The sequence below is a fragment of the Pseudomonas sp. PDM32 genome (genome assembly GCF_019219225.1).
GTDB classification, from domain to species: Bacteria; Pseudomonadota; Gammaproteobacteria; order Pseudomonadales; family Pseudomonadaceae; genus Aquipseudomonas; species Aquipseudomonas laurylsulfatiphila.
Genome location: NZ_JAHUWE010000002.1, coordinates 241238 through 265013 on the forward strand (window position 1 = coordinate 241238; position 23776 = coordinate 265013).

At 60.4% G+C, this 23776-nt stretch carries 23 protein-coding genes; 17 read left to right on the forward strand and 6 right to left on the reverse strand.

Annotation, left to right across the window (positions count from 1 at the left end; all coding sequences use genetic code 11):
• The first annotated feature begins 7 nt into the window (after window positions 1-7).
• Window positions 8-1573 carry a PAS domain-containing methyl-accepting chemotaxis protein gene (locus KW846_RS04620; RefSeq protein ID WP_126046451.1) on the forward strand — a complete coding sequence of 522 codons (1566 nt, stop codon included), beginning with the start codon at window positions 8-10 and terminating at the stop codon, window positions 1571-1573.
• 131 nt (window positions 1574-1704) lie between these two features.
• Here the strand turns inward: KW846_RS04620 and KW846_RS04625 are convergent, their stop codons facing one another.
• Window positions 1705-2379: an alpha/beta family hydrolase gene (locus tag KW846_RS04625; RefSeq protein WP_256356600.1), complete on the reverse strand. Its 675-nt coding sequence runs from the start codon at window positions 2377-2379 to the stop codon at window positions 1705-1707.
• Between the two features lie 95 nt (window positions 2380-2474).
• Between KW846_RS04625 and ccoN (KW846_RS04630) the strand changes: the two genes are divergently transcribed.
• The 8 genes from ccoN (KW846_RS04630) to ccoP (KW846_RS04665) all read left to right on the forward strand — a co-directional run bounded on the left by ccoN (KW846_RS04630) (window position 2475) and on the right by ccoP (KW846_RS04665) (window position 9367).
• On the forward strand, window positions 2475-3899 hold the full coding sequence (gene ccoN, locus KW846_RS04630; RefSeq protein WP_218475016.1) for a cytochrome-c oxidase, cbb3-type subunit I: 1425 nt from the start codon (window positions 2475-2477) through the stop codon (window positions 3897-3899).
• A gap of 10 nt (window positions 3900-3909) precedes the next feature.
• On the forward strand, window positions 3910-4518 hold the full coding sequence (ccoO, locus tag KW846_RS04635; RefSeq protein ID WP_007974128.1) for a cytochrome-c oxidase, cbb3-type subunit II: 609 nt from the start codon (window positions 3910-3912) through the stop codon (window positions 4516-4518).
• A gap of 3 nt (window positions 4519-4521) precedes the next feature.
• On the forward strand, window positions 4522-4719 hold the full coding sequence (locus KW846_RS04640; RefSeq protein ID WP_218475019.1) for a cbb3-type cytochrome c oxidase subunit 3: 198 nt from the start codon (window positions 4522-4524) through the stop codon (window positions 4717-4719).
• Entirely contained in the window at window positions 4716-5669 is a 954-nt protein-coding gene (gene ccoP, locus KW846_RS04645; protein WP_218481481.1) for a cytochrome-c oxidase, cbb3-type subunit III, read from the forward strand. Before KW846_RS04640 ends, ccoP (KW846_RS04645) begins: the two co-directional genes overlap by 4 nt.
• A 482-nt stretch (window positions 5670-6151) precedes the next feature.
• Window positions 6152-7594: a cytochrome-c oxidase, cbb3-type subunit I gene (gene ccoN, locus KW846_RS04650; RefSeq protein ID WP_102698755.1), complete on the forward strand. Its 1443-nt coding sequence runs from the start codon at window positions 6152-6154 to the stop codon at window positions 7592-7594.
• Complete coding sequence (gene ccoO, locus KW846_RS04655) at window positions 7594-8202, forward strand: cytochrome-c oxidase, cbb3-type subunit II (protein WP_011333287.1); 609 nt, start codon at window positions 7594-7596, stop codon at window positions 8200-8202. Before ccoN (KW846_RS04650) ends, ccoO (KW846_RS04655) begins: the two co-directional genes overlap by 1 nt.
• A 5-nt stretch (window positions 8203-8207) precedes the next feature.
• Complete coding sequence (locus KW846_RS04660) at window positions 8208-8393, forward strand: CcoQ/FixQ family Cbb3-type cytochrome c oxidase assembly chaperone (protein WP_003175465.1); 186 nt, start codon at window positions 8208-8210, stop codon at window positions 8391-8393.
• On the forward strand, window positions 8390-9367 hold the full coding sequence (gene ccoP / locus KW846_RS04665; protein ID WP_218481482.1) for a cytochrome-c oxidase, cbb3-type subunit III: 978 nt from the start codon (window positions 8390-8392) through the stop codon (window positions 9365-9367). The genes KW846_RS04660 and ccoP (KW846_RS04665) overlap by 4 nt, the downstream gene beginning before the upstream one ends.
• Window positions 9368-10117: 750 nt before the next feature.
• Here ccoP (KW846_RS04665) and KW846_RS04670 read toward each other — a convergent pair.
• Window positions 10118-11116, reverse strand: a complete 999-nt coding sequence (locus tag KW846_RS04670) for a metallophosphoesterase (RefSeq protein ID WP_218481483.1) — start codon at window positions 11114-11116, stop codon at window positions 10118-10120.
• A 443-nt stretch (window positions 11117-11559) separates the two neighbouring features.
• Between KW846_RS04670 and ccoG the strand changes: the two genes are divergently transcribed.
• The 8 genes from ccoG (at window position 11560) to KW846_RS04710 (ending at window position 20051) form a co-directional block, all read left to right on the forward strand.
• A complete protein-coding gene (gene ccoG, locus KW846_RS04675) occupies window positions 11560-12975 on the forward strand; it encodes a cytochrome c oxidase accessory protein CcoG (protein ID WP_116582848.1) in 1416 nt (471 codons plus the stop codon).
• An 11-nt stretch (window positions 12976-12986) separates the two neighbouring features.
• Complete coding sequence (locus KW846_RS04680) at window positions 12987-13526, forward strand: FixH family protein (RefSeq protein ID WP_116582849.1); 540 nt, start codon at window positions 12987-12989, stop codon at window positions 13524-13526.
• A 154-nt stretch (window positions 13527-13680) separates the two neighbouring features.
• Complete coding sequence (locus tag KW846_RS04685; RefSeq protein ID WP_218481484.1) at window positions 13681-16134, forward strand: heavy metal translocating P-type ATPase; 2454 nt, start codon at window positions 13681-13683, stop codon at window positions 16132-16134.
• Window positions 16135-16156: 22 nt separating this feature from the next.
• On the forward strand, window positions 16157-16375 hold the full coding sequence (gene ccoS, locus KW846_RS04690) for a cbb3-type cytochrome oxidase assembly protein CcoS (protein WP_007971444.1): 219 nt from the start codon (window positions 16157-16159) through the stop codon (window positions 16373-16375).
• The gene (locus KW846_RS04695) at window positions 16368-17051 is read left to right on the forward strand and encodes a sulfite exporter TauE/SafE family protein (RefSeq protein WP_218481485.1); all 684 of its coding nucleotides are present in this window, start codon (window positions 16368-16370) and stop codon (window positions 17049-17051) included. The genes ccoS and KW846_RS04695 overlap by 8 nt, the downstream gene beginning before the upstream one ends.
• Before the next feature lie 163 nt (window positions 17052-17214).
• Complete coding sequence (hemN, locus tag KW846_RS04700; protein ID WP_218481675.1) at window positions 17215-18597, forward strand: oxygen-independent coproporphyrinogen III oxidase; 1383 nt, start codon at window positions 17215-17217, stop codon at window positions 18595-18597.
• Between the two features lie 90 nt (window positions 18598-18687).
• Window positions 18688-19422 carry a fumarate/nitrate reduction transcriptional regulator Fnr gene (gene fnr / locus KW846_RS04705; protein WP_007971448.1) on the forward strand — a complete coding sequence of 245 codons (735 nt, stop codon included), beginning with the start codon at window positions 18688-18690 and terminating at the stop codon, window positions 19420-19422.
• An 80-nt stretch (window positions 19423-19502) separates the two neighbouring features.
• A complete protein-coding gene (locus tag KW846_RS04710) occupies window positions 19503-20051 on the forward strand; it encodes an adenine phosphoribosyltransferase (RefSeq protein ID WP_007971449.1) in 549 nt (182 codons plus the stop codon).
• A 68-nt stretch (window positions 20052-20119) separates the two neighbouring features.
• Here the strand turns inward: KW846_RS04710 and KW846_RS04715 are convergent, their stop codons facing one another.
• From KW846_RS04715 to KW846_RS04730, 4 genes are all read right to left on the reverse strand, one after another.
• Window positions 20120-21268, reverse strand: a complete 1149-nt coding sequence (locus KW846_RS04715) for an acyl-CoA dehydrogenase family protein (protein WP_218481486.1) — start codon at window positions 21266-21268, stop codon at window positions 20120-20122.
• A gap of 163 nt (window positions 21269-21431) precedes the next feature.
• On the reverse strand, window positions 21432-22034 hold the full coding sequence (gene recR / locus KW846_RS04720) for a recombination mediator RecR (protein WP_008050204.1): 603 nt from the start codon (window positions 22032-22034) through the stop codon (window positions 21432-21434).
• Window positions 22035-22113: 79 nt separating this feature from the next.
• Window positions 22114-23148, reverse strand: coding sequence for an NADP-dependent oxidoreductase (locus tag KW846_RS04725; RefSeq protein WP_218481487.1), 1035 nt, complete (start codon window positions 23146-23148; stop codon window positions 22114-22116).
• Window positions 23149-23418: 270 nt separating this feature from the next.
• Window positions 23419-23757, reverse strand: a complete 339-nt coding sequence (locus KW846_RS04730) for a YbaB/EbfC family nucleoid-associated protein (RefSeq protein ID WP_007971455.1) — start codon at window positions 23755-23757, stop codon at window positions 23419-23421.
• Window positions 23758-23776 lie beyond the last annotated feature (19 nt).

Here is a 23776-nt window from a genome sequence, read left to right on the forward strand (position 1 = left end):
AAAAGCCATGCGTAACAACCAGCCAATTACACAACGCGAGCGGACCTTCCCGGCTCAGCAACGGTTGATTTCCACCACCGATGCCAAGGGCATGATCACCTACTGCAACGACGCCTTTGTCGAAATCAGCGGGTTTTCCCGAGAGGAGCTGATCCGTGCACCGCACAACCTGGTCCGTCACCCTGACGTCCCGGCCGCGGTGTTCGCACACATGTGGGGCACACTGAAACAAGGCTTGCCATGGATGGGCATTGTGAAGAATCGCTGCAAGAGCGGTGACCACTACTGGGTGAACGCCTATGTGACACCGATCTTCGAAGGCAATCAGGTGACCGGTTACGAGTCGGTGCGGGTCAAGCCCACCGCCGAACAGATCCGCCGTGCCGAAGCGCTCTACCAACGCATCAACCAGGGCAAGTCAGCCATTCCCTCCTCGGACAAATGGCTGCCGATCCTGCAGGACTGGCTGCCGTTCATCCTGGTCAGCCAGTTGAGCTTCATGATCGGTGCATCGCTGAACTCCCATTGGGGTTTTGCCCTGGCCGCCGGTCTTTCGGTGCCGCTGGGCCTGATGGGCCTCCAGTGGCAACAGCGCGGCCTCAAGCGTTTGCTGCGCCTGGCCGAGCAGACCACCTCCGATCCGTTGATCGCACAGATGTACACCGACAGTCGCGGTGCCCAGGCGCGGCTGGAGATGTCCATCCTCAGCCAGGAAGCCCGCTTGAAAACCTGTCTGACGCGACTGCAGGATACAGCCGAGCACTTGACCGACCAGGCCAGGCAGTCCGATGCCCTGGCGCACAACAGCTCCAGTGGCCTGGAACGTCAACGGGTCGAGACCGAGCAGGTGGCCACCGCGGTCAACCAGATGGCCGCGACCACCCAGGAAGTCGCCAGCCACGTACAACGCACCGCCGATGCCACCCAGGAAGCCAATCGGCTGACCGGTCGCGGTCGTGACATCGCCGGGGAAACCCGCGAAGCCATCCAGCGCCTGTCGGTGGTGGTGGGTGAAACCGGCGTCACCGTGACCCAGCTGGCCAAGGACAGCAACGAAATCGGTGGCGTGGTCGACGTGATCAAAGGCATCGCCGACCAGACCAACCTGCTGGCCCTGAACGCTGCCATCGAAGCGGCCCGTGCCGGTGAGATGGGTCGTGGTTTTGCGGTGGTGGCCGACGAAGTCCGTCAGCTGGCGCAACGCACCAGCGAGTCCACCGGGCAGATCCATGCGCTGATCGCCAAGCTCCAGCAAACCGCCGGCACTGCGGTGCAAACCATGGAAGCCGGGCATCGCCAGGCCGAAGAAGGCGTGGCGCGGGTGCTGGAAGCGGACCAGGCGCTGGTGGGAATCAGTGAAGCGGTGGCCAACATCACCGACATGACCACCCAGATCGCCGCCGCGACCGAAGAGCAAAGTGCCGTGGCCGAAGAAATCAGCCGCAACATCAGCAACATCTCGGAGTTGGCGGACCAGACCTCGGAACAGGCGCAGAACTCGGCGTTGTTGAGTGAAGAGCTGACCAAGACGGCCAATACCCAGTATTCGTTGGTGGAGCGGTTCAACCGCTGACAGCAAAGTCAAAAGATCGCAGCCTTCGGCAGCTCCTACAGGGATCAGTGGTGTGATTGATTAACAAGGATCGCAGGCTGCGCCAGCCCCTGTAGGAGCTGGCGCAGCCTGCGATCTTTTGATCTTGCTTCCTACAAAAACCCAGCCACCCTGCACGCCGCAGCCGTCAAATGCTGCTCATGACTAAACCCGGAAGCCTTCAGCGGCTTCAAATCATGATCCCCCGCCGCCAGCCAGAACACTTCAATGCTCGGTGACAAGGTGTAACCCTCGACCGCCTCGCGATTGCCCAAAGCATCCCGCTCGCCCTGCACAATCAGGGTTCGGGTTTTCAAAGAAGCCAAATGTTCGACCCGAGGTTTCTCCGGCTTGCCCACCGCATAAAACGGATACCCAAGGCACACCAGCCCATCCGCCCCCAACTCATCGGCGAGCAAACTGGCCATGCGCCCGCCCATGGACTTGCCGCCGATCGCCAGCGCCCCAGTGACATGGCGTCGCACCTGGGCATACACCTCACGCCAGCATTCGAGCAATTTCGGCGCTGGATTCGGTGGGCGCTTGCCGCCGTCGATGCGCCGCTGCGCCATGTACGGAAACTCGAAGCGCAATACGTTGACGCCTTGTGCGGCGAGGCGTGCAGCCATGTCGCTCATCCAGTCGCTGTCCATCGGTGCGCCGGCACCGTGGGCGAGGATCAGCGTCGCCGCTGCCTTGCCGGCAGCGGCATTCCACAACCATCCATGATCCCGCACGCACTGCGCCCATTGATCCCCGTCAATACCGGCCTTGTGCCCTTTGTCCATGCTTGCCTCGCTTTTAGTCTGCCTATAACTCCGGCCGAAGGGTGCGCTGCCTTGCGCGAGTGCGCTCACTTCGGCTGAACCGTGGATGGGGAACCATGAACACTTCTATCAGTACCGCCTACAACTACAAGGTGGTCCGCCAATTCGCCATTATGACGGTGGTGTGGGGCATCGTCGGCATGGGGCTCGGGGTTTTTCTCGCTGCCCAGTTGGTCTGGCCCGAACTCAACCTCAATTTGCCCTGGACCAGCTTCGGCCGCTTGCGCCCGCTGCACACCAACGCGGTGATCTTCGCCTTCGGCGGCTGCGCGCTGTTCGCCAGCTCGTTCTATTCGGTGCAACGCACCTGCCAGACGCAATTGTTTGCGCCAAAAATCGCCGCGTTCTGCTTCTGGGGCTGGCAGCTTGTGATCCTGCTGGCAGCCATCAGCCTGCCGCTGGGCTACACCAGCTCCAAGGAATACGCCGAGCTGGAATGGCCGATCGACATCCTGATCACCATTGTCTGGGTCGCCTACGCCATCGTGTTCTTCGGCACGATCATGCAGCGCAAGACCAAACACATCTATGTCGGTAACTGGTTCTTCGGTGCGTTCATCATCACCGTGGCGATCCTGCACATCGTCAACAACATGGAACTGCCGGTCAGCTTCACCAAGTCCTACTCGCTGTACTCCGGTGCCACCGACGCGATGGTGCAATGGTGGTACGGCCACAACGCCGTGGGCTTTTTCCTCACCGCCGGGTTCCTCGGCATGATGTATTACTTCGTGCCGAAACAGGCCGAGCGCCCGGTGTATTCCTATCGCTTGTCGATCGTGCACTTCTGGGCGCTGATCACCCTGTACATCTGGGCCGGTCCCCACCACCTGCACTACACCGCGCTGCCGGACTGGGCGCAGTCGCTGGGCATGGTGATGTCGCTGATCCTGCTCGCGCCGAGCTGGGGCGGCATGATCAACGGCATGATGACCCTCTCGGGCGCCTGGCATAAGTTGCGCAGCGACCCGATCCTGCGCTTCCTCGTGGTGTCCCTGGCGTTCTACGGCATGTCGACCTTCGAAGGGCCGATGATGGCGATCAAGACGGTCAACGCCCTCTCCCACTACACCGACTGGACCATCGGCCACGTACACGCCGGTGCCCTCGGCTGGGTGGCGATGATTTCCATCGGCGCGCTGTACCACATGATCCCGAAAGTCTTCGGACGCGAGCAGATGCACAGCATCGGCCTGATCAACGCGCACTTCTGGCTCGCCACTATCGGCACAGTGCTGTACATCGCCTCGATGTGGGTCAACGGCATCGCCCAGGGCCTGATGTGGCGTGCGGTGAACGAGGACGGCACGCTGACCTACTCCTTCGTCGAGACCCTGGTGGCCAGCCACCCTGGCTTCGTCGTGCGGCTGGTGGGCGGCGCGATCTTCCTCAGCGGCATGTTCCTGATGGCCTACAACACCTGGCGCACCGTGCGGGCCTCGCAGCCTGCCGAAGTCGCCGCTGCCGCGCAGATGGCCTGAGGAGTCCGCCATGAAACACGAAACTATCGAGAAAAACGTCGGCCTGTTGCTGCTGTTGATGATCCTGGCCGTGAGCATCGGCGGCCTGACCCAGATCGTCCCGCTGTTCTTCCAGGACGTGACCAACAAGCCGGTGGAAGGCATGAAGCCCTACACCGCGCTGCAACTGGAAGGCCGCGACATCTACATCCGCGAAGGCTGTGTCGGCTGTCACTCACAGATGATCCGTCCGTTCCGCGCCGAGACCGAACGCTACGGGCACTACTCGGTGGCCGGCGAAAGCGTTTGGGACCACCCGTTCCTGTGGGGTTCGAAACGTACCGGGCCGGACCTGGCGCGGGTCGGGGCGCGCTACTCGGATGACTGGCACCGCGCGCACTTGTACAACCCGCGCAACGTCGTGCCGGAGTCGAAGATGCCCGCCTACCCGTGGCTGGTGGCCAATCAACTCGACAGCAGCCACACCGAAACCAAGATCAAGGCCATGCGCACCCTGGGCGTGCCGTACACCGACGAAGACATCTCCGGCGCCGTTGCCTCGCTCAAGGGCAAGAGCGAAATGGATGCACTGGTTGCCTACCTGCAAGTGCTCGGCACTGCCATCAAGAGCAAGAGGTGAGCCATGGTTGTTGAACTCAGTACTGGAATGATCCGCGGCCTGGGCACAGTCGTCGTGTTCGTGGCCTTCGTCGGCCTGACGCTGTGGGTATTCAACAGCAAGCGCGGCCCGGAATTCGCCGAAGCGCGCCTGCTGCCGTTCGCCGACGAGCCACAACCCGACATCACCGAAGATTCAGCAACAAGGAGTACCCGGCCATGACCACCTTCTGGAGTACGTGGATCTGCGTACTGACCATCGGCAGCCTGATCGGCCTGACCTGGCTGCTGATCGGCACCCGCAAGGGCGAGACCAAGGGCAGCGTCGACCAGACCATGGGCCATAGCTTCGATGGCATCGAGGAGTACGACAACCCGCTGCCGCAATGGTGGTTCATGCTGTTCGCCGGCACGCTGGTGTTCGCCGTCGGCTACCTGATCCTTTATCCGGGCCTGGGCAACTGGAAAGGCGTCCTCCCCGGCTATGAGAACGGCTGGACCGGCGCCCACGAGTGGGAAAAGGAAATGGCCAGGGCTGACGCGAAGTTCGGACCAATCTTCGCCAAATTCGCGGCCATGCCAGTGGAAGAAGTCGCCAAAGACCCGCAAGCGCTGAAAATGGGCGGCCGCCTGTTTGCCTCCAACTGCTCGGTGTGCCACGGCTCGGATGCCAAGGGTGCATTCGGTTTCCCCAACCTGACCGACAGCGACTGGCGCTGGGGTGCCAGCGCAGAAACCATCAAGACCACCATCATGGGTGGCCGGATGGCGATGATGCCGGCCTGGGGTGAAGTGCTGGGGGAAGAGGGTGTGAAAAACGTCGCCGCTTATGTGCGTCATGATCTGGCCGGCCTGCCGTTGCCGGAAGGCAGCAAGGCGGACCTGCAGGCCGGACAGCAAGCCTTCAGCACCACCTGCGTCGCTTGCCATGGAGCAAACGGCCAGGGCACCGAAGCCATGGGCGCGCCGAACCTGACGCACCCGGCCGGCTTCATTTACGGCACCAGCCTGACGCAGCTTGAACAGACGATTCGGCATGGTCGCCAAGGCCATATGCCGGCGCAGAACGAACTGCTCGGCAATGACAAGGTGCAACTGCTGGCCGCGTATGTGTACAGCCTGTCCCACGGTTTGAATACCGAGCGCCTGCAGGCTGAAGACAACCGCGAATAAATCCCGACCGCTCTGCTGCCGCATTCTCCCGGATGCGGCAGTTCCCTGCCCCTTTGCGACGCATTGTCGCACCCTCTTTGACTCTTCCTTTCGGTTCCCCGGATTCAGGTCTAAGCTTCCCCCGATGCGGACTGGCCGGTGCCGGTTCCAGGTCGACCCTGAACGATGTGTTCGACGAATCTGCCCGATGACAGGCCGCAAAGGCTGGTAGATACCGGCTGTCGCGCCAGTTGCCTTCGGTCAGCCAAACGTTGCGTTTGAACACACCCCGTTACATCCGACCTGACCCCCTCGCCTGATCAGTCCGCCGGGACGTTTTGCCCGCGGGCAATTTTGTCCCTACGCGGCGCATGGAAAGGCCGCAGAATCAGCATTTGAAAGCATTGACCCAGGTCATGGCGCGTTGCAATGACCCCCTGCTTTCTCCATACTTGCGGCCGATTTTTAATCCTAATAAAACACCCAAACCGTGGAACCTTAGAATGAGCACAGCAATCAGTCCGACTGCTTATAACTATAAGGTAGTCCGCCAGTTCGCCATCATGACGGTGGTCTGGGGGATCCTTGGCATGGGGCTCGGTGTCTTCATCGCCTCGCAACTGGTCTGGCCGGAGTTGAACTTCGGTCTGGCATGGACGAGCTTTGGACGCCTGCGCCCGCTGCACACCAACCTGGTGATTTTCGCCTTCGGTGGATGTGCACTGTTTGCCACTTCTTATTACGTCGTGCAGCGAACCTGCCAAACGCGACTGATTTCCGACAGCCTCGCTGCCTTCACCTTCTGGGGATGGCAAGCGGTGATCGTCGGCGCGATCATTACCTTGCCGATGGGTTTCACCACCACCAAGGAATACGCGGAACTGGAATGGCCCCTGGCTATTCTGCTGGCCATTGTCTGGGTCACCTACGGTCTGGTGTTCTTCGGCACCATCGTCAAGCGCAAGACCAAGCACATCTATGTGGGTAACTGGTTCTACGGCGCCTTCATCGTCGTGACCGCGATGCTGCACATCGTCAACCACATGTCGCTGCCGGTCAGCCTGTTCAAGTCCTACTCGGCCTACTCGGGTGCGACTGACGCAATGATCCAGTGGTGGTACGGCCACAACGCCGTGGGCTTCTTCCTGACCACCGGCTTCCTGGGCATGATGTACTACTTCGTGCCGAAACAGGCCGAGCGTCCGATCTACTCCTATCGCCTGTCGATCGTGCACTTCTGGGCACTGATCACCCTGTACATCTGGGCCGGTCCACACCACCTGCACTACACCGCACTGCCGGACTGGGCGCAGTCGCTGGGCATGGCGATGTCGATCATCCTGCTGGCACCAAGCTGGGGCGGCATGATCAACGGCATGATGACCCTGTCGGGCGCCTGGCATAAGCTGCGCACCGACCCGATCCTGCGTTTCCTCGTGGTGTCCCTGGCGTTCTACGGCATGTCGACCTTCGAAGGCCCGATGATGGCCATCAAGACCGTCAACTCGCTGTCGCACTACACCGACTGGACCATCGGCCACGTACACGCCGGTGCATTGGGCTGGGTAGCGATGATCTCGATCGGCGCCATCTACCACATGATCCCGAAACTGTTCGGTCGTGCACAGATGCACAGCACCGGCCTGATCAACACGCACTTCTGGCTCGCGACCATCGGTACCGTGCTCTACATCGCCTCGATGTGGGTCAACGGCATCACCCAGGGCCTGATGTGGCGTGCAATCAACGACGACGGCACCCTCACCTACTCGTTCGTCGAAGCGCTGCAAGCCAGCCACCCGGGCTTCATCGTTCGCGCCCTGGGCGGTGCGTTCTTCGCCACCGGCATGTTGTTCATGGCCTACAACGTCTTCCGTACCGTACGCGCCTCGAACCCGGCTGAAGCCGAAGCCGCCGAACAGATCGTCGTAGTTGGAGCTCACTGATGAAGCATGAAGCAGTCGAGAAGAATATTGGCCTGCTGGCCTTCTTCATGGTCATCGCCGTCAGCGTCGGCGGCCTGACCCAGATCGTTCCGCTGTTTTTCCAGGACGTCACCAACAAGCCGGTCGAGGGCATGAAGCCCCGCACCGCCCTTGAACTGGAAGGCCGGGACGTTTATATCGCCAACGGTTGTGTCGGCTGCCACTCGCAGATGATCCGTCCGTTCCGTGCTGAAACCGAACGCTACGGCCACTACTCGGTCGCCGGTGAAAGCGTCTGGGACCACCCGTTCCTGTGGGGTTCCAAGCGTACCGGTCCGGACCTGGCCCGTGTCGGAGGTCGTTACTCCGATGACTGGCAGCGTGCGCACTTGTACAACCCGCGCAACGTCGTGCCCGAGTCGAAAATGCCGGCCTACCCGTTCCTCGTGGAAAACAAGCTCGACGGCAAAGACACCGCCAAGAAAATGGAAGTGTTGCGCACGCTCGGCGTCCCTTACACCGACGAAGACATCGCCGGTGCCAGGGATGCCGTGAAGGGCAAAACCGAAATGGACGCGCTGGTGGCCTATCTGCAAGGCCTGGGCACCATCATCAAAAGCAAACGGTGAATTAGATGGATATCGGGATGATTCGTGGCCTGGGCACCGTTGTCGTGATGGTGGCCTTCATCGGACTGGCACTGTGGGTGTTCAGTCCCAAGCGCAAGTCGGAGTTTGAAGACGCGACCTTGCTGCCTTTCGCGGATGATCCCGAAGCCATCAAGCACGTCGAGCAAGCTTCTAGGAGTAACAAAGAATGACTACATTCTGGAGTCTGTACGTCACAGTCCTCAGTCTCGGTACGATCTTTTCCCTGACCTGGCTGCTGCTGTCGACCCGCAAGGGCCAGCGCACCGAGCAGACAGACGAGACGGTCGGGCACTCCTTCGACGGGATCGAGGAGTACGACAACCCGCTGCCGAAATGGTGGTTCATGCTGTTCGTGGGCACCATCATCTTCGCACTGGGCTACCTGGCGCTGTATCCGGGCCTGGGTAACTGGAAAGGCCTGCTGCCGGGTTACGGCTACCTCGACAACGAGAAGCAGACCCCCTTCGCCAACGGCCAGACCGGCTGGACCGGCGTCCACGAGTGGGAAAAGGAAATGGCCAAGTCGGACGCCAAGTTCGGTCCGATCTTCGCCAAGTTCGCGGCCATGCCAATCGAAGAAGTGGCCAAGGACCCGCAAGCCCTGAAGATGGGTGGGCGTCTGTTCGCCTCCAACTGCTCGGTCTGCCACGGTTCCGACGCCAAGGGCGCCTATGGCTTCCCTAACCTGACCGACGCCGACTGGCGCTGGGGCGGCGAGCCGGAAACCATCAAGACCACCATCATGGGCGGCCGTCATGCGGTGATGCCGGCGTGGGCTGAAGTGATCGGCGAGCAAGGCGTGGCCGACGTGGCCGCGTTTGTCCTGACCAACCTCGATGGCCGCAAGCTGCCGGAAGGCGCCAAGGCCGACCCGGTTGCCGGACAGAAACTGTTCGCCGCCAACTGCGTGGCGTGCCACGGTCCGGAAGGCAAGGGCACCCCAGCGATGGGCGCACCCAACCTGACTCACCCGGCAGCGTTCATCTACGGTTCGAGCTTCGCTCAACTGCAGCAGACCATCCGTTACGGCCGTCAGGGCCAGATGCCTGCGCAAGAGCAACTGCAAGGTAACGACAAGGTTCACCTGCTGGCCGCTTACGTCTACAGCCTGTCTCACGGAGAGAAGGCAGCGGACGCCGAATAAGGCAAAGGCTTGAAACAACAAAAAACGGCCCCGCCAAATCACATTGGCGGGGCCGTTTTCATTTCAAGTCCATGCACACTTATTTGCGCACAGCTCCGTGGACTTGCTGGCAAGTCCTCCCGGTTATTATTTTTCACGCCCCCTTCGATCAACTAATAAAAAACGACTTCGCCATTTTAGTTGTCGAAGCGGTTTTTAGACGTTCATGAATACACTTCGCATTCATGTGTACTGGCTGTAATCAAGGAAGGTTACCGCCACCCAAACTATCCAGACCGCCGGTCCCTTTCTTTTTGTTTGAAAATCGTCTTAACCGGGCTTCTTGCGCTGTCGACTCCAGCGTATCGACAGTCGTAGCGGGTGCCGGAATCGTGCAATCTGTACCAGGCTCATGAGCTTCGACAGTGATTGGCCCAACCGTCTGAGTTGCTCGAGTGCAACCTTTATCATCATTAGACATTTTTACTCATCCTTAAGTAGACATTTAAAGCATATACGACGCACGATAGAATTTTATTGCCACCGCACTAACAACTTATTAAATCAAGAACAAAACATCCATCTACCAATAATCACAAAGCATGACCAAAGTTAAAAATGTATTCTTTATGCAGTAGACATTGGATGTATCCTTCCCTCAGTTGAAGCTCAACGGAGAAAAAGATAAATCGTCTATAGTCGTCTCAGTAAGGCCTACGCTTTCGGCAACAGGAAAGGCCGCGCCAGTCATCTGGCGCGGCCTTTTTATGGTCAGCCGGCAAAAATCGATTTCACCGGCACCGTCCGGATCAACTGACGCGCCTGCCAGTCGTTGTTCTCCACCAGGCTGACATGCAGCTGCTTGCGATCGTCGGAAAAGCTGGCAATCAGATAAGTCTCCTGGGAAGCGCCGCCACTGAGAAACATTGGCACGCCATTCAGGCTGGAGACCTGTCCTCCGTCCTGATGGTAGTGACCCGCAAAGACGGCCGTGACCTCATATTTGGCAACCATTTCCCGGAAACGCTTTACTTGCTCCCAATCCCCCATCATGCCGTCCGGCTTGTGCATGTTGATGATGATCGCGTAGCCCTGAGCCCGGGCAACCTTCAGATCTTTCTCCAGCCAGTCGAGCGAACTGGTGATTTCGAATGTCGTCGGGTTCAACGGACTAGAGATGCGGACACTGTAGGTCGGCTCATTATTGAGTTGTACCATATGAACCTCGCCTATATTTTTCGAGTAAGCGAGACTACCCGCATACAACCTGTTTAGAGCCCCACCAATTATATCCAGGTCAAACTCCTCGACCTTACCCTGGTGATGCTCTTTGAAGTCCACGATACTGCCTGCAGCGCAGCTATTACTAAAACAATCATCCACATTATTTTGATAGTCATGATTGCCCAGACCGTACAGGTAGTCATCACCAAAGTATTTATTCAATACCGAATTAATGTAGGAGCGCTGCCACCCATGACCGAACGCCGTCATGTCGCCATTGATCATCAGCGGCACCTGCGACGGCGAGCCATGCTTCATGCGGAAGTCGGCAATGCTCGAGAACTGGCTATCCACCAGCCACTTGGAGCGTTTTTCAAAATCCGCAGCGGACTCAGGCTCGCCACTATCGGATTTTTCCGTCCATGGATATTGCGGATCAGACGCAAAAACCATATGACGAGGCATCCCTTCGACCGCATGCACAACAGTAGATACCGAGAACAACAGCAGACAGGCAAAAACCTTGATACTTTCATGAGAAAACATAGAAAAACTTCCATCCATAGAATTGATAACGCACGAATAGAACTTATCCGCACCCAACCCTTAAACTATTGGACGGAAAACAAAACATCAAACAATCAAAGCAGGACAGTCAAGTTAAGATATTTCCCGCGCATCAACCCACTGATATCCGCACCCCGCCGATATGGACTGATTGTTTACACTAACCACAACAACACAGGCCACGTCATCGTCAACGATTGCGCGCGGCCTTGCTGAAAACCGTCCATACTTCACAAGTCAATTGACTCAGATCACGTTTTGTTACATTCGCTACACCATTCATGATTTTTACCCAACGCGACCAAAGGTCGCACCCGCAGGCTAGAGCGACAGGCGTATCATTGCGCCACTGCAACACCCCTTTTTGACCGCGGTCGGCACGTACTGACCGAGGCACTTTTCCACTGCCGTGGGATGCAATGATGAGCAACCAGATTCCGGTACACGACGTCACTCCACCCACCAAGAACGCGAACAACAGCGTCGACCTCTACGCCTCCAGGGAAAAAATCTACACCCGCGCCTTCACCGGCCTGTTCCGCAACCTGCGGATGACCGGCGGTGCCCTGTTGTTCCTGCTGTATTTCGGTACGGTGTGGCTGGATTGGGGCGGTCATCAGGCGGTCTGGTGGAACCTGCCGGAGCGCAAGTTTTTCATTTTCGGCGCCACCTTCTGGCCCCAGGACTTCATCCTGCTGTCCGGCATGCTGATCATCGCCGCGTTCGGCCTGTTCTTCATCACGGTGTACGCCGGACGGGTCTGGTGCGGATATACCTGCCCGCAAAGCGTGTGGACCTGGATCTTCATGTGGTGCGAAAAAGTCACCGAAGGTGATCGCAACCAGCGCATCAAGCTCGACAAGGCGCCGATGAGCGCCAACAAGTTCCTGCGCAAGTTCAGCAAGCACAGCCTGTGGCTGTTGATCGGTTTCGTCACCGGCATGACCTTCGTCGGTTACTTCTCGCCGATCCGCGATCTGGTGTTCGACTTCTTCACCGGTCAGGCCGATGGCTGGTCTTACTTCTGGGTGGGTTTCTTTACCCTCGCCACTTACGGCAACGCCGGCTGGTTGCGCGAACAGGTGTGCATCTACATGTGCCCGTACGCGCGCTTCCAGAGCGTGATGTTCGACAAGGACACCCTGATCGTTTCCTACGACCCGCGCCGCGGCGAAAGCCGTGGCCCGCGCAAGAAAGGCATCGACTACAAGGCCCAGGGCCTGGGTGACTGCATCGACTGCACCATGTGCGTCCAGGTCTGCCCGACCGGTATCGACATCCGCGACGGCCTGCAAATCGAATGCATCGGCTGCGCCGCCTGCATCGATGCCTGCGACGCCATCATGGACAAGATGGAATACCCGCGCGGGCTGATCAGCTACACCACCGAGCACAACCTGTCCGGGCAGAAAACCCATAAACTGCGTCCACGCCTGATCGGCTATGCCGTGGTACTGCTGGCGATGATCAGCTTGCTGGTGACCGCGTTTTTCATGCGTTCGCTGGTGGGTTTCGATGTCAGCAAGGACCGCGTGCTGTACCGCGAGAACGCCGAAGGCCGGATCGAAAACGTCTACAGCCTGAAAATCATGAACAAGGACCAGCGCGACCACACCTACCTGCTTGAAGCCTCCGGCCTGCCGGATCTCAAATTGCAGGGCCGGCGCGAGATCAAGGTCGCGGCCGGCGAGATCGTCAGCCAGCCTGCCGAGCTGTCCGTCGCACCGGAACAACTGCCGTCGAGCACCAACGACGTGAAATTCATCCTCAAGGATGCCGATGACGACAGCGTCCACATTGAAGCCAAGAGCCGGTTCATCGGCCCACACAATCGTTGAGAGAACTGAACATGCCCGCAGCAACTGCCGCAAGCCCCTGGTACAAGCACCTCTGGCCATGGATCATCATCGGGATCCTGGCCTGCTCGGTGACGCTGACCTTGTCCATGGTGACCATCGCAGTGAAGAACCCGGACAACCTGGTCAACGACAACTACTACGAGGCCGGCAAAGGCATCAACCGCTCCCTCGACCGTGAGCTGCTGGCCCAGAACCTGAAAATGCGCGCCAGTATTCATCTCGATGACGTGACCGGCGAAGTTGACCTGCGCCTGAGCGGCGACAGCCATCCGAAAACCCTGGAGCTGAACCTGATCTCGCCGACCCAGCCGGAAAAGGATCGCAAGATCACCCTGGCCCGCAGCGAAACCGAACAGGGTCGCTACATCGGCCAACTGAGCGACAAGATCGAAGGCCGGCGCTTTGTCGAATTGCTCGGCACCCAGGACGACCATATCTGGCGCATGTTCGAAGAAGAACTGGTCAACCATGACAAGGATCTGCTGCTCGGTGATGAACCTCTGCAAGGCGCCGAAGACCTGAAAAAATAAAGAAGCGCTTCGCGCATCGCGAGCAAGCTCGCTCCCACAATTGATCACCACCGTGCTCAGAACCTGAGTACACCTATGATCCCTGTGGGAGCGAGCTTGCTCGCGATGAGGCCCTATCAGACGCCAGAGATTCAGCAGTACTAGTGAATACTCCATGACCACCACCCCACTCCCCTGCTACCACTGCGCCCTGCCCGTCCCGGCCGGCAGTCGCTTTACCGCCGTCGTACTCGGGGAGTCCCGCGAGTTCTGCTGCCCAGGCTGCCAGGCCGTGGCCGAGGCCATCGTCGCCGGCGGCCTGGATAGCTATTACCAGCACCGCAGCGAAGCCTCGGCCAACCCCGAGGCGCTGCCGGTACAACTGGTCGACGAACTGGCGCTTTATGACCGCGCCGATGTGCAGCAACCCTTTGTCCGCCACGATGGCGCAATGGCCGAAACCACACTGTTGATGGAAGGCATCAGTTGCGCCGCCTGCGGCTGGTTGATCGAGAAACATCTGCGCACCTTGCCGGCGGTGGCCGAAGCGCGCCTGAACCTGTCCAACCACCGCCTGCACGTGCGCTGGAGCGACGCGCAACTACCCCTGAGCCGGGTTCTCAGCGAACTGCGCCACATCGGGTACGCCGCACACCCCTATCAGGCCGACCGTGCCAGCGAACAACTGGCCAGCGAAAACCGCCTGGCCCTGCGCCAGCTTGGCGTGGCCGGATTGCTGTGGTTCCAGGCGATGATGGCGACCATGGCCACCTGGCCAGAATTCAACATCGACCTCAGTCCCGAACTGCACACCATCCTGCGCTGGGTCGCGCTGTTCCTCACCACCCCGATCGTGTTCTACAGCTGCGCGCCGTTTTTCAAAGGCGCCATGCGCGATCTGCGCACCCGCCACCTGACCATGGACGTTTCCGTGTCGCTGGCCATCGGCAGCGCCTACGTCGCCGGGATCTGGACCTCGATCAGCGGGGTCGGCGAACTGTATTTCGATGCCGTCGGCATGTTTGCCTTGTTCCTGCTGGCTGGGCGCTATCTGGAGCGGCGCGCCCGCGAGCGCACGGCCGCCGCCACCGCGCAGCTGGTGAATCTGCTGCCCGCCTCGTGCCTGCGCTTGACGCCTGAAGGCCAGAGCGAACGCATTCTGCTCAGCGAACTGCACATCGGTGATCAGGTACTGGTTCATCCAGGCGCCATTCTCCCGGCCGACGGCAAGATCCTCGACGGCCAATCGAGTATCGATGAGTCGCTGCTGACCGGTGAATACCTGCCGCACCCTCGCACCCTCGGCGATGCGGTCACCGCCGGCACCCTGAACGTCGAAGGCGCACTGACCGTCGAGGTCCAGGCCCTGGGCCAGGACACGCGCCTCTCGGCCATCGTTCGCCTGCTCGAGCGTGCCCAGGCCGAAAAACCGCGCCTGGCGGAAATCGCCGACCGCGCCGCGCAATGGTTCCTGCTGTTTTCACTGATCGCGGCTGCGGCCATTGGCCTGTTGTGGTGGGAACTGGACTCATCGCGAGCCTTCTGGATCGTGCTGGCGATGCTCGTGGCGACCTGTCCGTGCGCCTTGTCGCTGGCAACGCCGACCGCCCTCACTGCGGCCACCGGCACCTTGCACAAACTTGGCCTGTTGCTGACCCGCGGCCATGTGCTGGAAGGCCTGAACCAGATCGACACGGTGATTTTCGACAAGACCGGCACCCTCACCGAAGGCCGACTGGCGTTGCGCTCGATCCGCCCCCTCGGCGCCCTCGACAGCGACCAATGCCTGGGCCTCGCCGCCGCCCTGGAAAACCGCTCCGAACACCCCATCGCCCGTGCATTCGGTCGTGCGCCGATGGCGGCCGAAGAAGTCCACAGCACTCCGGGTCTTGGCCTGGAGGGGCTGGTTGAAGGGCGGCGCCTGCGCATCGGTCAACCGGGATTCGTCTGCGAACTCAGTGGCGCCGTGGTGCCGCCGATACCCGATGAAGCCGGCCAATGGCTGCTGCTCGGCGACAGCGAAGGGCCGCTGGCCTGGCTCGTCCTTGATGATCGCTTGCGTGCCGATGCGCCGGCCTTGCTGGCCGCGTGCAAGGCGCGGGGATGGCGCACGCTGTTGTTGTCCGGTGACAGCTCGCCGATGGTCGCCAGCGTGGCGACAGAACTGGGCATCGACGAAGCGCGCGGCGGCTTGCGCCCGGACGACAAACTGCAAGTCCTGCAACAACTGCACAAGGAAGGTCGCAAGGTGTTGATGCTGGGGGACGGGGTCAATGACGTGCCGGTGCTGGCGGCGGCGGATATCAGCGTCGCCATGGGCTCGGCCACTGATCTCGCGAAAACCAGTGCCGATGCGGTACTACTGTCCAACCGCCTCGACGCGCTGGTGCAAGCCTTCAGCCTGGCGCGGCGCACCCGTCGGGTCATTATCGAGAACCTGTTGTGGGCCGGGCTGTACAATGGCCTCATGTTGCCCTTCGCCGCCCTCGGCTGGATCACTCCGGTCTGGGCGGCGGTAGGCATGTCGATCAGTTCGTTGACCGTGGTGCTGAACGCGCTGCGCCTGACTCGAATACCGAGTGAGCGCGCTCTCGACACCCCGCCAGAAACCCGCCCTCTGCCGGCCTGAGCCGCGCGGGCATGGAGTCCAGATGCCAGCTCTTTACGTGATGATTCCCGCTGCGCTGCTGATCGTGGCCATCGCCGTCTATATCTTCTTCTGGGCGGTCGACAGCGGGCAGTACGACGACCTCGACGGCCCGGCCCACAGCATCCTGTTCGACGATCAGGACCCGAACCACACCGCCGCCGTCGACGAAGCCAGCGGCCAACCGGCCAAACCGCAAGACAAGGCCCCGCCCCATGCTTGAACTGGCGCCACTGCTGGTATCGGCGGTGATCCTTGGCTTGCTCGGCGGCGGCCATTGCCTGGGCATGTGCGGCGGCTTGATGGGCGCGCTGACCCTGGCGATTCCCAAGGAGCAACGCAGCCGTCGCTTTCGCCTGCTGCTGGCCTACAACCTGGGGCGGATTCTCAGTTATGCCTGCGCCGGACTGCTGATCGGCCTGGCCGGATGGGCCGTGGCCAGCAGCCCGGCGGCGATGTTCCTGCGCATCCTCGCCGGCTTGCTGTTGATTGCCATGGGCTTGTACCTGGCAGGCTGGTGGAGCGGCCTGATCCGTATCGAAAGCCTCGGTCGAGGCTTGTGGCGGCACATCCAGCCAGTCGCCAACCGATTGCTGCCGGTATCGAGCGTTCCGCGCGCGCTGCTACTGGGTGCGCTCTGGGGCTGGCTGCCGTGCGGCCTGGTTTACAGCACCTTGCTATGGGCGGCCAGCCAGGGCAACGCGCTGGACAGTGCACTGTTGATGCTTGCGTTCGGGCTTGGCACCTGGCCGGTATTGCTGGCGACCGGCCTGGCTGCCGAGCGCGTCACCGCCCTGTTGCGCAAGCGCAGTGTGCGCATGGCGGGTGGGATGCTGGTTATGCTGTTTGGCCTCTGGACACTGCCGGGGCCGCATCAGCATTGGCTCATGGGGCATTAAAAGCAAAAGATCGCAGCCTGCGGCAGCTCCTACATGGCTCGCGTACACCTGTAGGAGCTGCCGCAGGCTGCGATCTTTTGATCTTGATGTAAATCAAGATGCCCCACCCCGACCTCGCATAAGGTGGCCGACACTGCCAGCCTATCCGGGGAATGCCCGCATGATGCTCGACGCCATTCGTTGGGACACTGATCTGATCCGCCGTTATGACCTGGCGGGACCCCGCTACACCTCGTACCCGACCGCCGTGCAATTCAACAGCCAGGTCGGCACCTTCGACCTGTTTCACGCCCTGCGCGACAGCCGCAAGGCCCAACGCCCATTGTCCCTTTACGTGCACGTGCCGTTCTGCGCAAACATTTGCTACTACTGCGCCTGCAACAAGGTCATCACCAAGGATCGCGGCCGGGCGCAGCCGTATTTGCAGCGCCTGGAACAGGAAATCCAGCTGATCGCCTGCCACCTCGACCCCACGCAGAAAGTCGAGCAACTGCACTTCGGTGGCGGCACGCCGACCTTTCTCAGCCACGACGAACTGCGCCAGTTGATGGCACACTTGCGCAAGCACTTCAATTTGCTGGACGACGATTCCGGCGACTACGGCATCGAGATCGACCCACGCGAGGCCGATTGGTCGACCATGGGACTGCTGCGCGAACTGGGCTTCAATCGGGTCAGCATCGGCCTGCAGGACCTTGACCCGGCGGTGCAGCGAGCGGTCAATCGCCTGCAAAGCCTGGAAGAAACCCGAGCCGTGATCGACGCTGCCCGCACCTTGCAGTTTCGCTCGATCAATATCGACCTGATCTACGGCCTGCCGAGGCAGACGCCGGAGAACTTCGCCCGCACCGTCGAAGAGGTCATCAACCTGCAACCGGACAGATTATCGGTGTTCAACTACGCCCACCTGCCGGAACGCTTCATGCCCCAGCGGCGCATCAACAGCAATGAACTGCCGACACCCGCGCAGAAGCTGGAAATGCTGCAGCGCACCATCGAGCAACTGATCAACGCCGGTTACCGCTACATCGGCATGGACCACTTCGCCCTGCCCGACGACGAGCTGGCTATAGCCCAGGAAGAATCGACCCTGCAACGCAATTTCCAGGGCTACACCACCCACGGTCATTGCGATCTGATCGGCCTCGGCGTCTCGGCAATCAGCCAGATCGGCGACCTCTACTGCCAGAACAGCAGCGACCTGAACCACTATCAGAACACCCTGGCTTCTCTGCAACTGGCCACCAGCCGCGGTCTGCTGTGCAATGCCGATGACCGGCTGCGGCGCGCGGTCATTCAGCAATTGATCTGCCATTTCAGCCTGGAATTCTCCGACATCGAACAGGCCTTCAACATCGATTTCCAGGGCTACTTCGGCGAACTCTGGCCCCAACTGCAAGGCATGGCCAAAGACGGGCTGATCGAACTCGATCGCGACAGGATCACCATCCTGCCCGCCGGGCGATTGTTGGTGCGTTCGGTGTGCATGGTGTTCGACGCGTACCTGGAACAACACAGCCGCCAGCGATTTTCACGGGTGATCTAATTCTGCAAGCTAGCGTCCCGGACTGGCCTCGATCTCCTATGGTGAGTTACCCTTACGTCTTATGTGTGAATTCCCACAAGGATTGAAGAAATGTCCGAGCCAGTAAAACAGCGCGCTCATAGTCAAGCCCATTGCAAGGATTGCAGCCTGGCCCCTCTTTGCCTGCCACTTTCGCTGAATCTGGAAGACATGGATGCGCTGGACGAAATCGTCAAGCGCGGCCGGCCGCTGAAAAAGGGCGAGTTTCTGTTTCGCCAGGGCGATACCTTCGATTCTGTCTACGCAGTCCGTTCCGGCGCGCTCAAGACCTTCAGCCTGAGCGACGGCGGTGAAGAACAGCTCACCGGTTTCCACCTGCCCAGCGAACTGGTCGGCCTGTCGGGCATGGACACCGAAAAGCACCCGGTGTCGGCACAAGCTCTGGAAACCACCTCGGTGTGTGAAATTCCTTTCGAACGCCTCGACGAACTGGCCCTGCAACTGCCGCAGTTGCGCCGTCAGTTGATGCGGGTGATGAGTCGCGAAATCCGTGACGACCAGCAGATGATGCTGCTGTTGTCGAAAAAGACCGCCGACGAACGCATCGCCACCTTCCTGGTCAACCTGTCGGCACGTTTCCGCGCCCGGGGTTTTTCCGCCAATCAGTTCCGCCTGAGCATGTCGCGCAACGAAATCGGCAACTACCTGGGCCTGGCGGTGGAAACCGTGTCCCGGGTCTTTACCCGCTTCCAGCAAAACGAGCTGATTGCCGCAGAAGGCAAGGAAATCCGGATTATCGACCCGATCCAGCTGTGCGCCCTGGCCGGTGGCTCACTGGAAGGCTGAAACAAAACGTCGTGGCTGAGCGAAACGGTTCAGCCGCCGTTATACTGCGTCGTTTGCAGCCCTGCCAGGACACCTAGACGATGGTCTTCGACTCCTTCGACATCAAATCCCTCATCCGCCCTGTCATCGACTTCCCGAAACCGGGTGTGATCTTTCGCGACATCACCCCGCTGTTCCAGTCGCCCAAGGCCCTGCGCCTGGTGATGGACAGCTTCGCCCACCGTTACGTCGAGGCTGACTTCACCCATATCGGCGCGATGGACGCCCGTGGTTTCCTGATCGGTTCGGTCCTGGCCTATCAGTTGAACAAGCCGCTGGTGCTGTTTCGCAAGCAAGGCAAGCTGCCGGCTGACGTACTGGCCGAGGGCTATGCGACCGAATACGGCGAAGCCTTCCTGGAAGTGCACGCAGACAGCCTGTGCGAAGGGGATTCGGTGGTGATGTTCGATGACCTGATCGCGACCGGCGGCACCCTGATTGCCGCCGCCAACCTGATCCGCCGCATGGGCGCGCGGGTGCATGAAGCGGCGGCGATCATCGACCTGCCGGAGCTGGGTGGTTCGCAGCGCCTGGAGGACATGGGCATTCCGACGTTCTGCCTGACGCAGTTTGCGTTGAGCGATAAGTAACAAACGTCAAAAGATCGCAGCCTTCGGCAGCTCCTACAAGAGCTGCCGAAGGCTGCGATCTTTTGCATCTAAAGTCCCATCTGCTTGCTGATGATCTCGTTCATCACTTCCCGCGTCCCGCCGCCAATCGACAGGATCCGGTTGTCGCGGTACAGCCGCTCCACCAGGCTCTCGCGCATATATCCCAGCCCACCGAGTATCTGCACCGCATCGGTCACGATCCGGTCTGCGGTATCCGTCGCAAAATTCTTGGCCATGGAAATTTCCTTGATCACGCTCTGCCCCGCCTCCATCTTTGCCGCCTGGCGGTAAGTGAATTCCCGGGATACCTCCAGCGCGGTCGCCATCTCGGCGAGGCGATGCTTGATCACCTGAAACTTGCCGATCGGCTTGCCAAAGGCTTCGCGCTGGCGCGCCCACTTCAGGCTTTCCTCCAGCGCCAGCTGTGCCGTCATGTTGGCCATCAGTGCCAGGGCCAGGCGTTCGCTCTGGAAATTGCCCATGATGCAGGCAAAGCCCATGTTCTCGGCGCCGATCAGGTTTCCCACGGGCACCGGGCAATCATCGAAGAACAGTTCGGCGGTGTCTGAGGCCCACCAGCCCATTTTCTTCAGTTGCCGTCCTACGGTGAAACCGGGCGTGCCCTTTTCGATCAGCAACAGGCTGATGCCGGAGAACCCCGGCTCACCGGTACGCACCGCGACGGTATAAAAGTCCGCACGCACACCACTGGTGATAAAGGTTTTGCTGCCATTGACCCGGTAAAAGTCGCCATCGCGCACGGCACGGGTTTGCAGGTTGGCGACATCGGAGCCGCCGCCGGGCTCGGTGATGGCCAGGGCGCTGATTTTCTCTCCCGACAACACCTGGGGCAGCACACGATCCCGCACTTCGGGTCGTGCCCACTTGAGAATGGGCGGCAAGCCGATATCCAGCGACCCCAGGCCGGCAACCAGCCCGCCTGAGCCGCAGCGCATCAACTCTTCACTGGCGGCAACCTTGGCGAACAGATCCCCTTCGTGGCTGCCTCCGTAAGCCTCCGGGTACCCAATGCCGAGAATCCCCGCTGCGCCGGCCTTGAGGTAGAGCTCGCGAGGAAAGCTTTCGGCTTCTTCCCATTGTTCGATATCGGGAAGAATCTCGCGTTCGACGAAACGTCTGACGCTGTCACGGACCAATTGGTGGCTGGGGTCGAAGTATTCCTGAAAGGCAGGCATCGGCGAGCTCCACTGAAGGGGTCAGTGAAGTTAACCGAGCGCTTGCTTGGTTTACAAGAGACGGATAGAAGATCAAAAGATCGCAGCCTGCGGCAGCTCCTACAGGGGATCGGTGTCTTTCTGTAGGAGCTGCCGCAGGCTGCGATCTTTTCGGCAGGTGCGACTACAACGAAATCGGCTTGCGCCCGGCAAACGAATGCGCCAGCGTGCCGCCATCCACCAGCTCCAGCTCACCGCCGAGCGGCACGCCATGGGCGATGCGCGAGGCGATCAGGCCTTTGCTGCTGAGCAACTGGGCGATGTAATGCGCTGTGGCTTCACCTTCCACGGTCGGGTTGGTCGCCAGGATGACTTCGGCGAAGGTGCCAGCCTCTTCGATCCGCGCCATCAATTGCGGGATGCCGATGGCTTCCGGCCCCAGACCGTCGAGCGGCGACAGGTGCCCCTTGAGCACGAAGTAGCGCCCGCGGAAACCGGTCTGCTCCACCGCATATACGTCCATCGGGCCTTCCACCACGCAGAGCAAGGTGTCGTCGCGACGGGTATCGGCGCATTGCGGGCACAGATCATCTTCGGTCAGCGTACGGCACAAGCGGCAGTGACCAACCCCTTCCATGGCCTGGCTCAAGGCCAGCGCCAGGCGCGAGCCGCCGCTGCGGTCACGCTCGAGCAACTGCAACGCCATGCGCTGGGCGGTTTTCTGACCCACGCCTGGCAAAATTCGCAGGGCGTCGATCAGTTGGCGAATCAAAGGGCTGAAGCTCATGGTGGAAAAGTCCGACAAGACAACGAGACGCGGTTTATACCCGCGCCTCGGTTGAGCGTCAAATTGCGGCGTCAATTACTCAGTCCCGGGAAACCCGAACCACCAGTTTGCCGAAGTTGCGCCCCTCCAGCATGCCGATGAACGCGTCGGGAGCCTGTTCCAGACCATCAACCACATCTTCGCGGAATTTCACTTTGCCATCGCGCACCCAGGGCGCCATGGCACTGAGAAATTCCGGCTGGCGATCACCATAGTCATCGAACACGATGAAGCCCTGGATGCGCACCCGTTTGGTCAACAGGGTGCGCTGCAACAGGGGCAGACGATCCGGCCCGCTCGGCGCTTCATGGGCGTTATAGGAGGCGATCAGGCCGCACAGTGGAATCCGCGCCTTGGGATTGAGCAACGGCACCACGGCGTCGAAGACCTTGCCGCCGACGTTTTCGTAATAGATGTCGATGCCCTTGCCGCAGGCCTTGGCGAGTTCAACGGCAAAATCCGGACTCTTGTGGTCGATGCAGGCGTCGAAGCCCAACTCGTCGACCACATAACGGCACTTGTCCGCCCCGCCGGCCACGCCGACCACACGCAGCCCCTTGATCTTCGCCACCTGGCCGACCACCGACCCCACTGCGCCTGAGGCCGCTGCAACCACCAGGGTTTCACCGGCCTTGGGCTGACCGATGTCCATCAGGCCCATGTACGCGGTCATGCCCGGCATTCCCAGCACCCCAAGGGCCATCGACGCACTGGGCAATCCCGATGGCACCGCAATGATGCTGCGCCCGTCATTGATGCTGTGGCTTTGCCAACCGGTGGCACCGACCACCAGGTCACCTTCCTGAAACTTCGGATTGAGCGAGCGCTCGACCCGGCTGACCGCGCCCCCGGTCATGACTTCGCCGATTTCCACCGGTGCGGCGTAGGACGGCGCGTCGCTCATGCGTCCGCGCATGTAGGGATCCAGCGACAGGAAAACGGTCTTGAGCAGCACCTGACCGTCGGCGAGTTCCGGCAACGCCACCCGCTCCATGCGGAAGTTTTCCGGCGTTGGCGCGCCGATCGGGCGTGAAGCCAGGACAATGCGTTGATTGAGGGTCATGGGGTCGGACATGGCAGCGTCTCCTGTGATCGATGGGGTTCGGTGATATAGGGAGCAGACCTTTGTGGCGGTATGGCGTTCGATGTGTTTTCAGTTGCACCGGGGTGAATTCTTCGCGAGCAAGCCCGCTCCCACACTGGATTTGTGTACGACGCCCACCTGCGGGAGCGGGCTTGCTCGCGAAGGCGCCATCACGGACGACACATACCCAACAGACAGAAACAAAAATGCCAGGCGCAATGCCTGGCATTTTTTGTAGCTCATCTGCCGCCTGAAGGCGAATCAGAATGGCAGTTTCATGCCCGGCGGCAGTTGCATGCCGGCAGTCATGCTGCCCATCTTGTCCTGGCTGTTGGCTTCGATCTTGCGCACGGCATCGTTGACCGCGGAGGCGATGACCGCTTCCAGCATTTCCTTGTCGTCTTCGCTCATGCCTTCGACCAGGCTCGGGTCGATGGTCACGCTCTTGACGTCATGACGCCCGGTCATCACCACGGTGACCATATCGCCACCAGCCTTACCGGTGACTTCGGCGTTGGCCAGTTCTTCCTGCATCTTGGCCATTTTTTCCTGCATCTGCTGCGCCTGCTTCATCAGGCCGGCCATGCCACCTTTCATCATGGTAATCACCTCAAAAGTA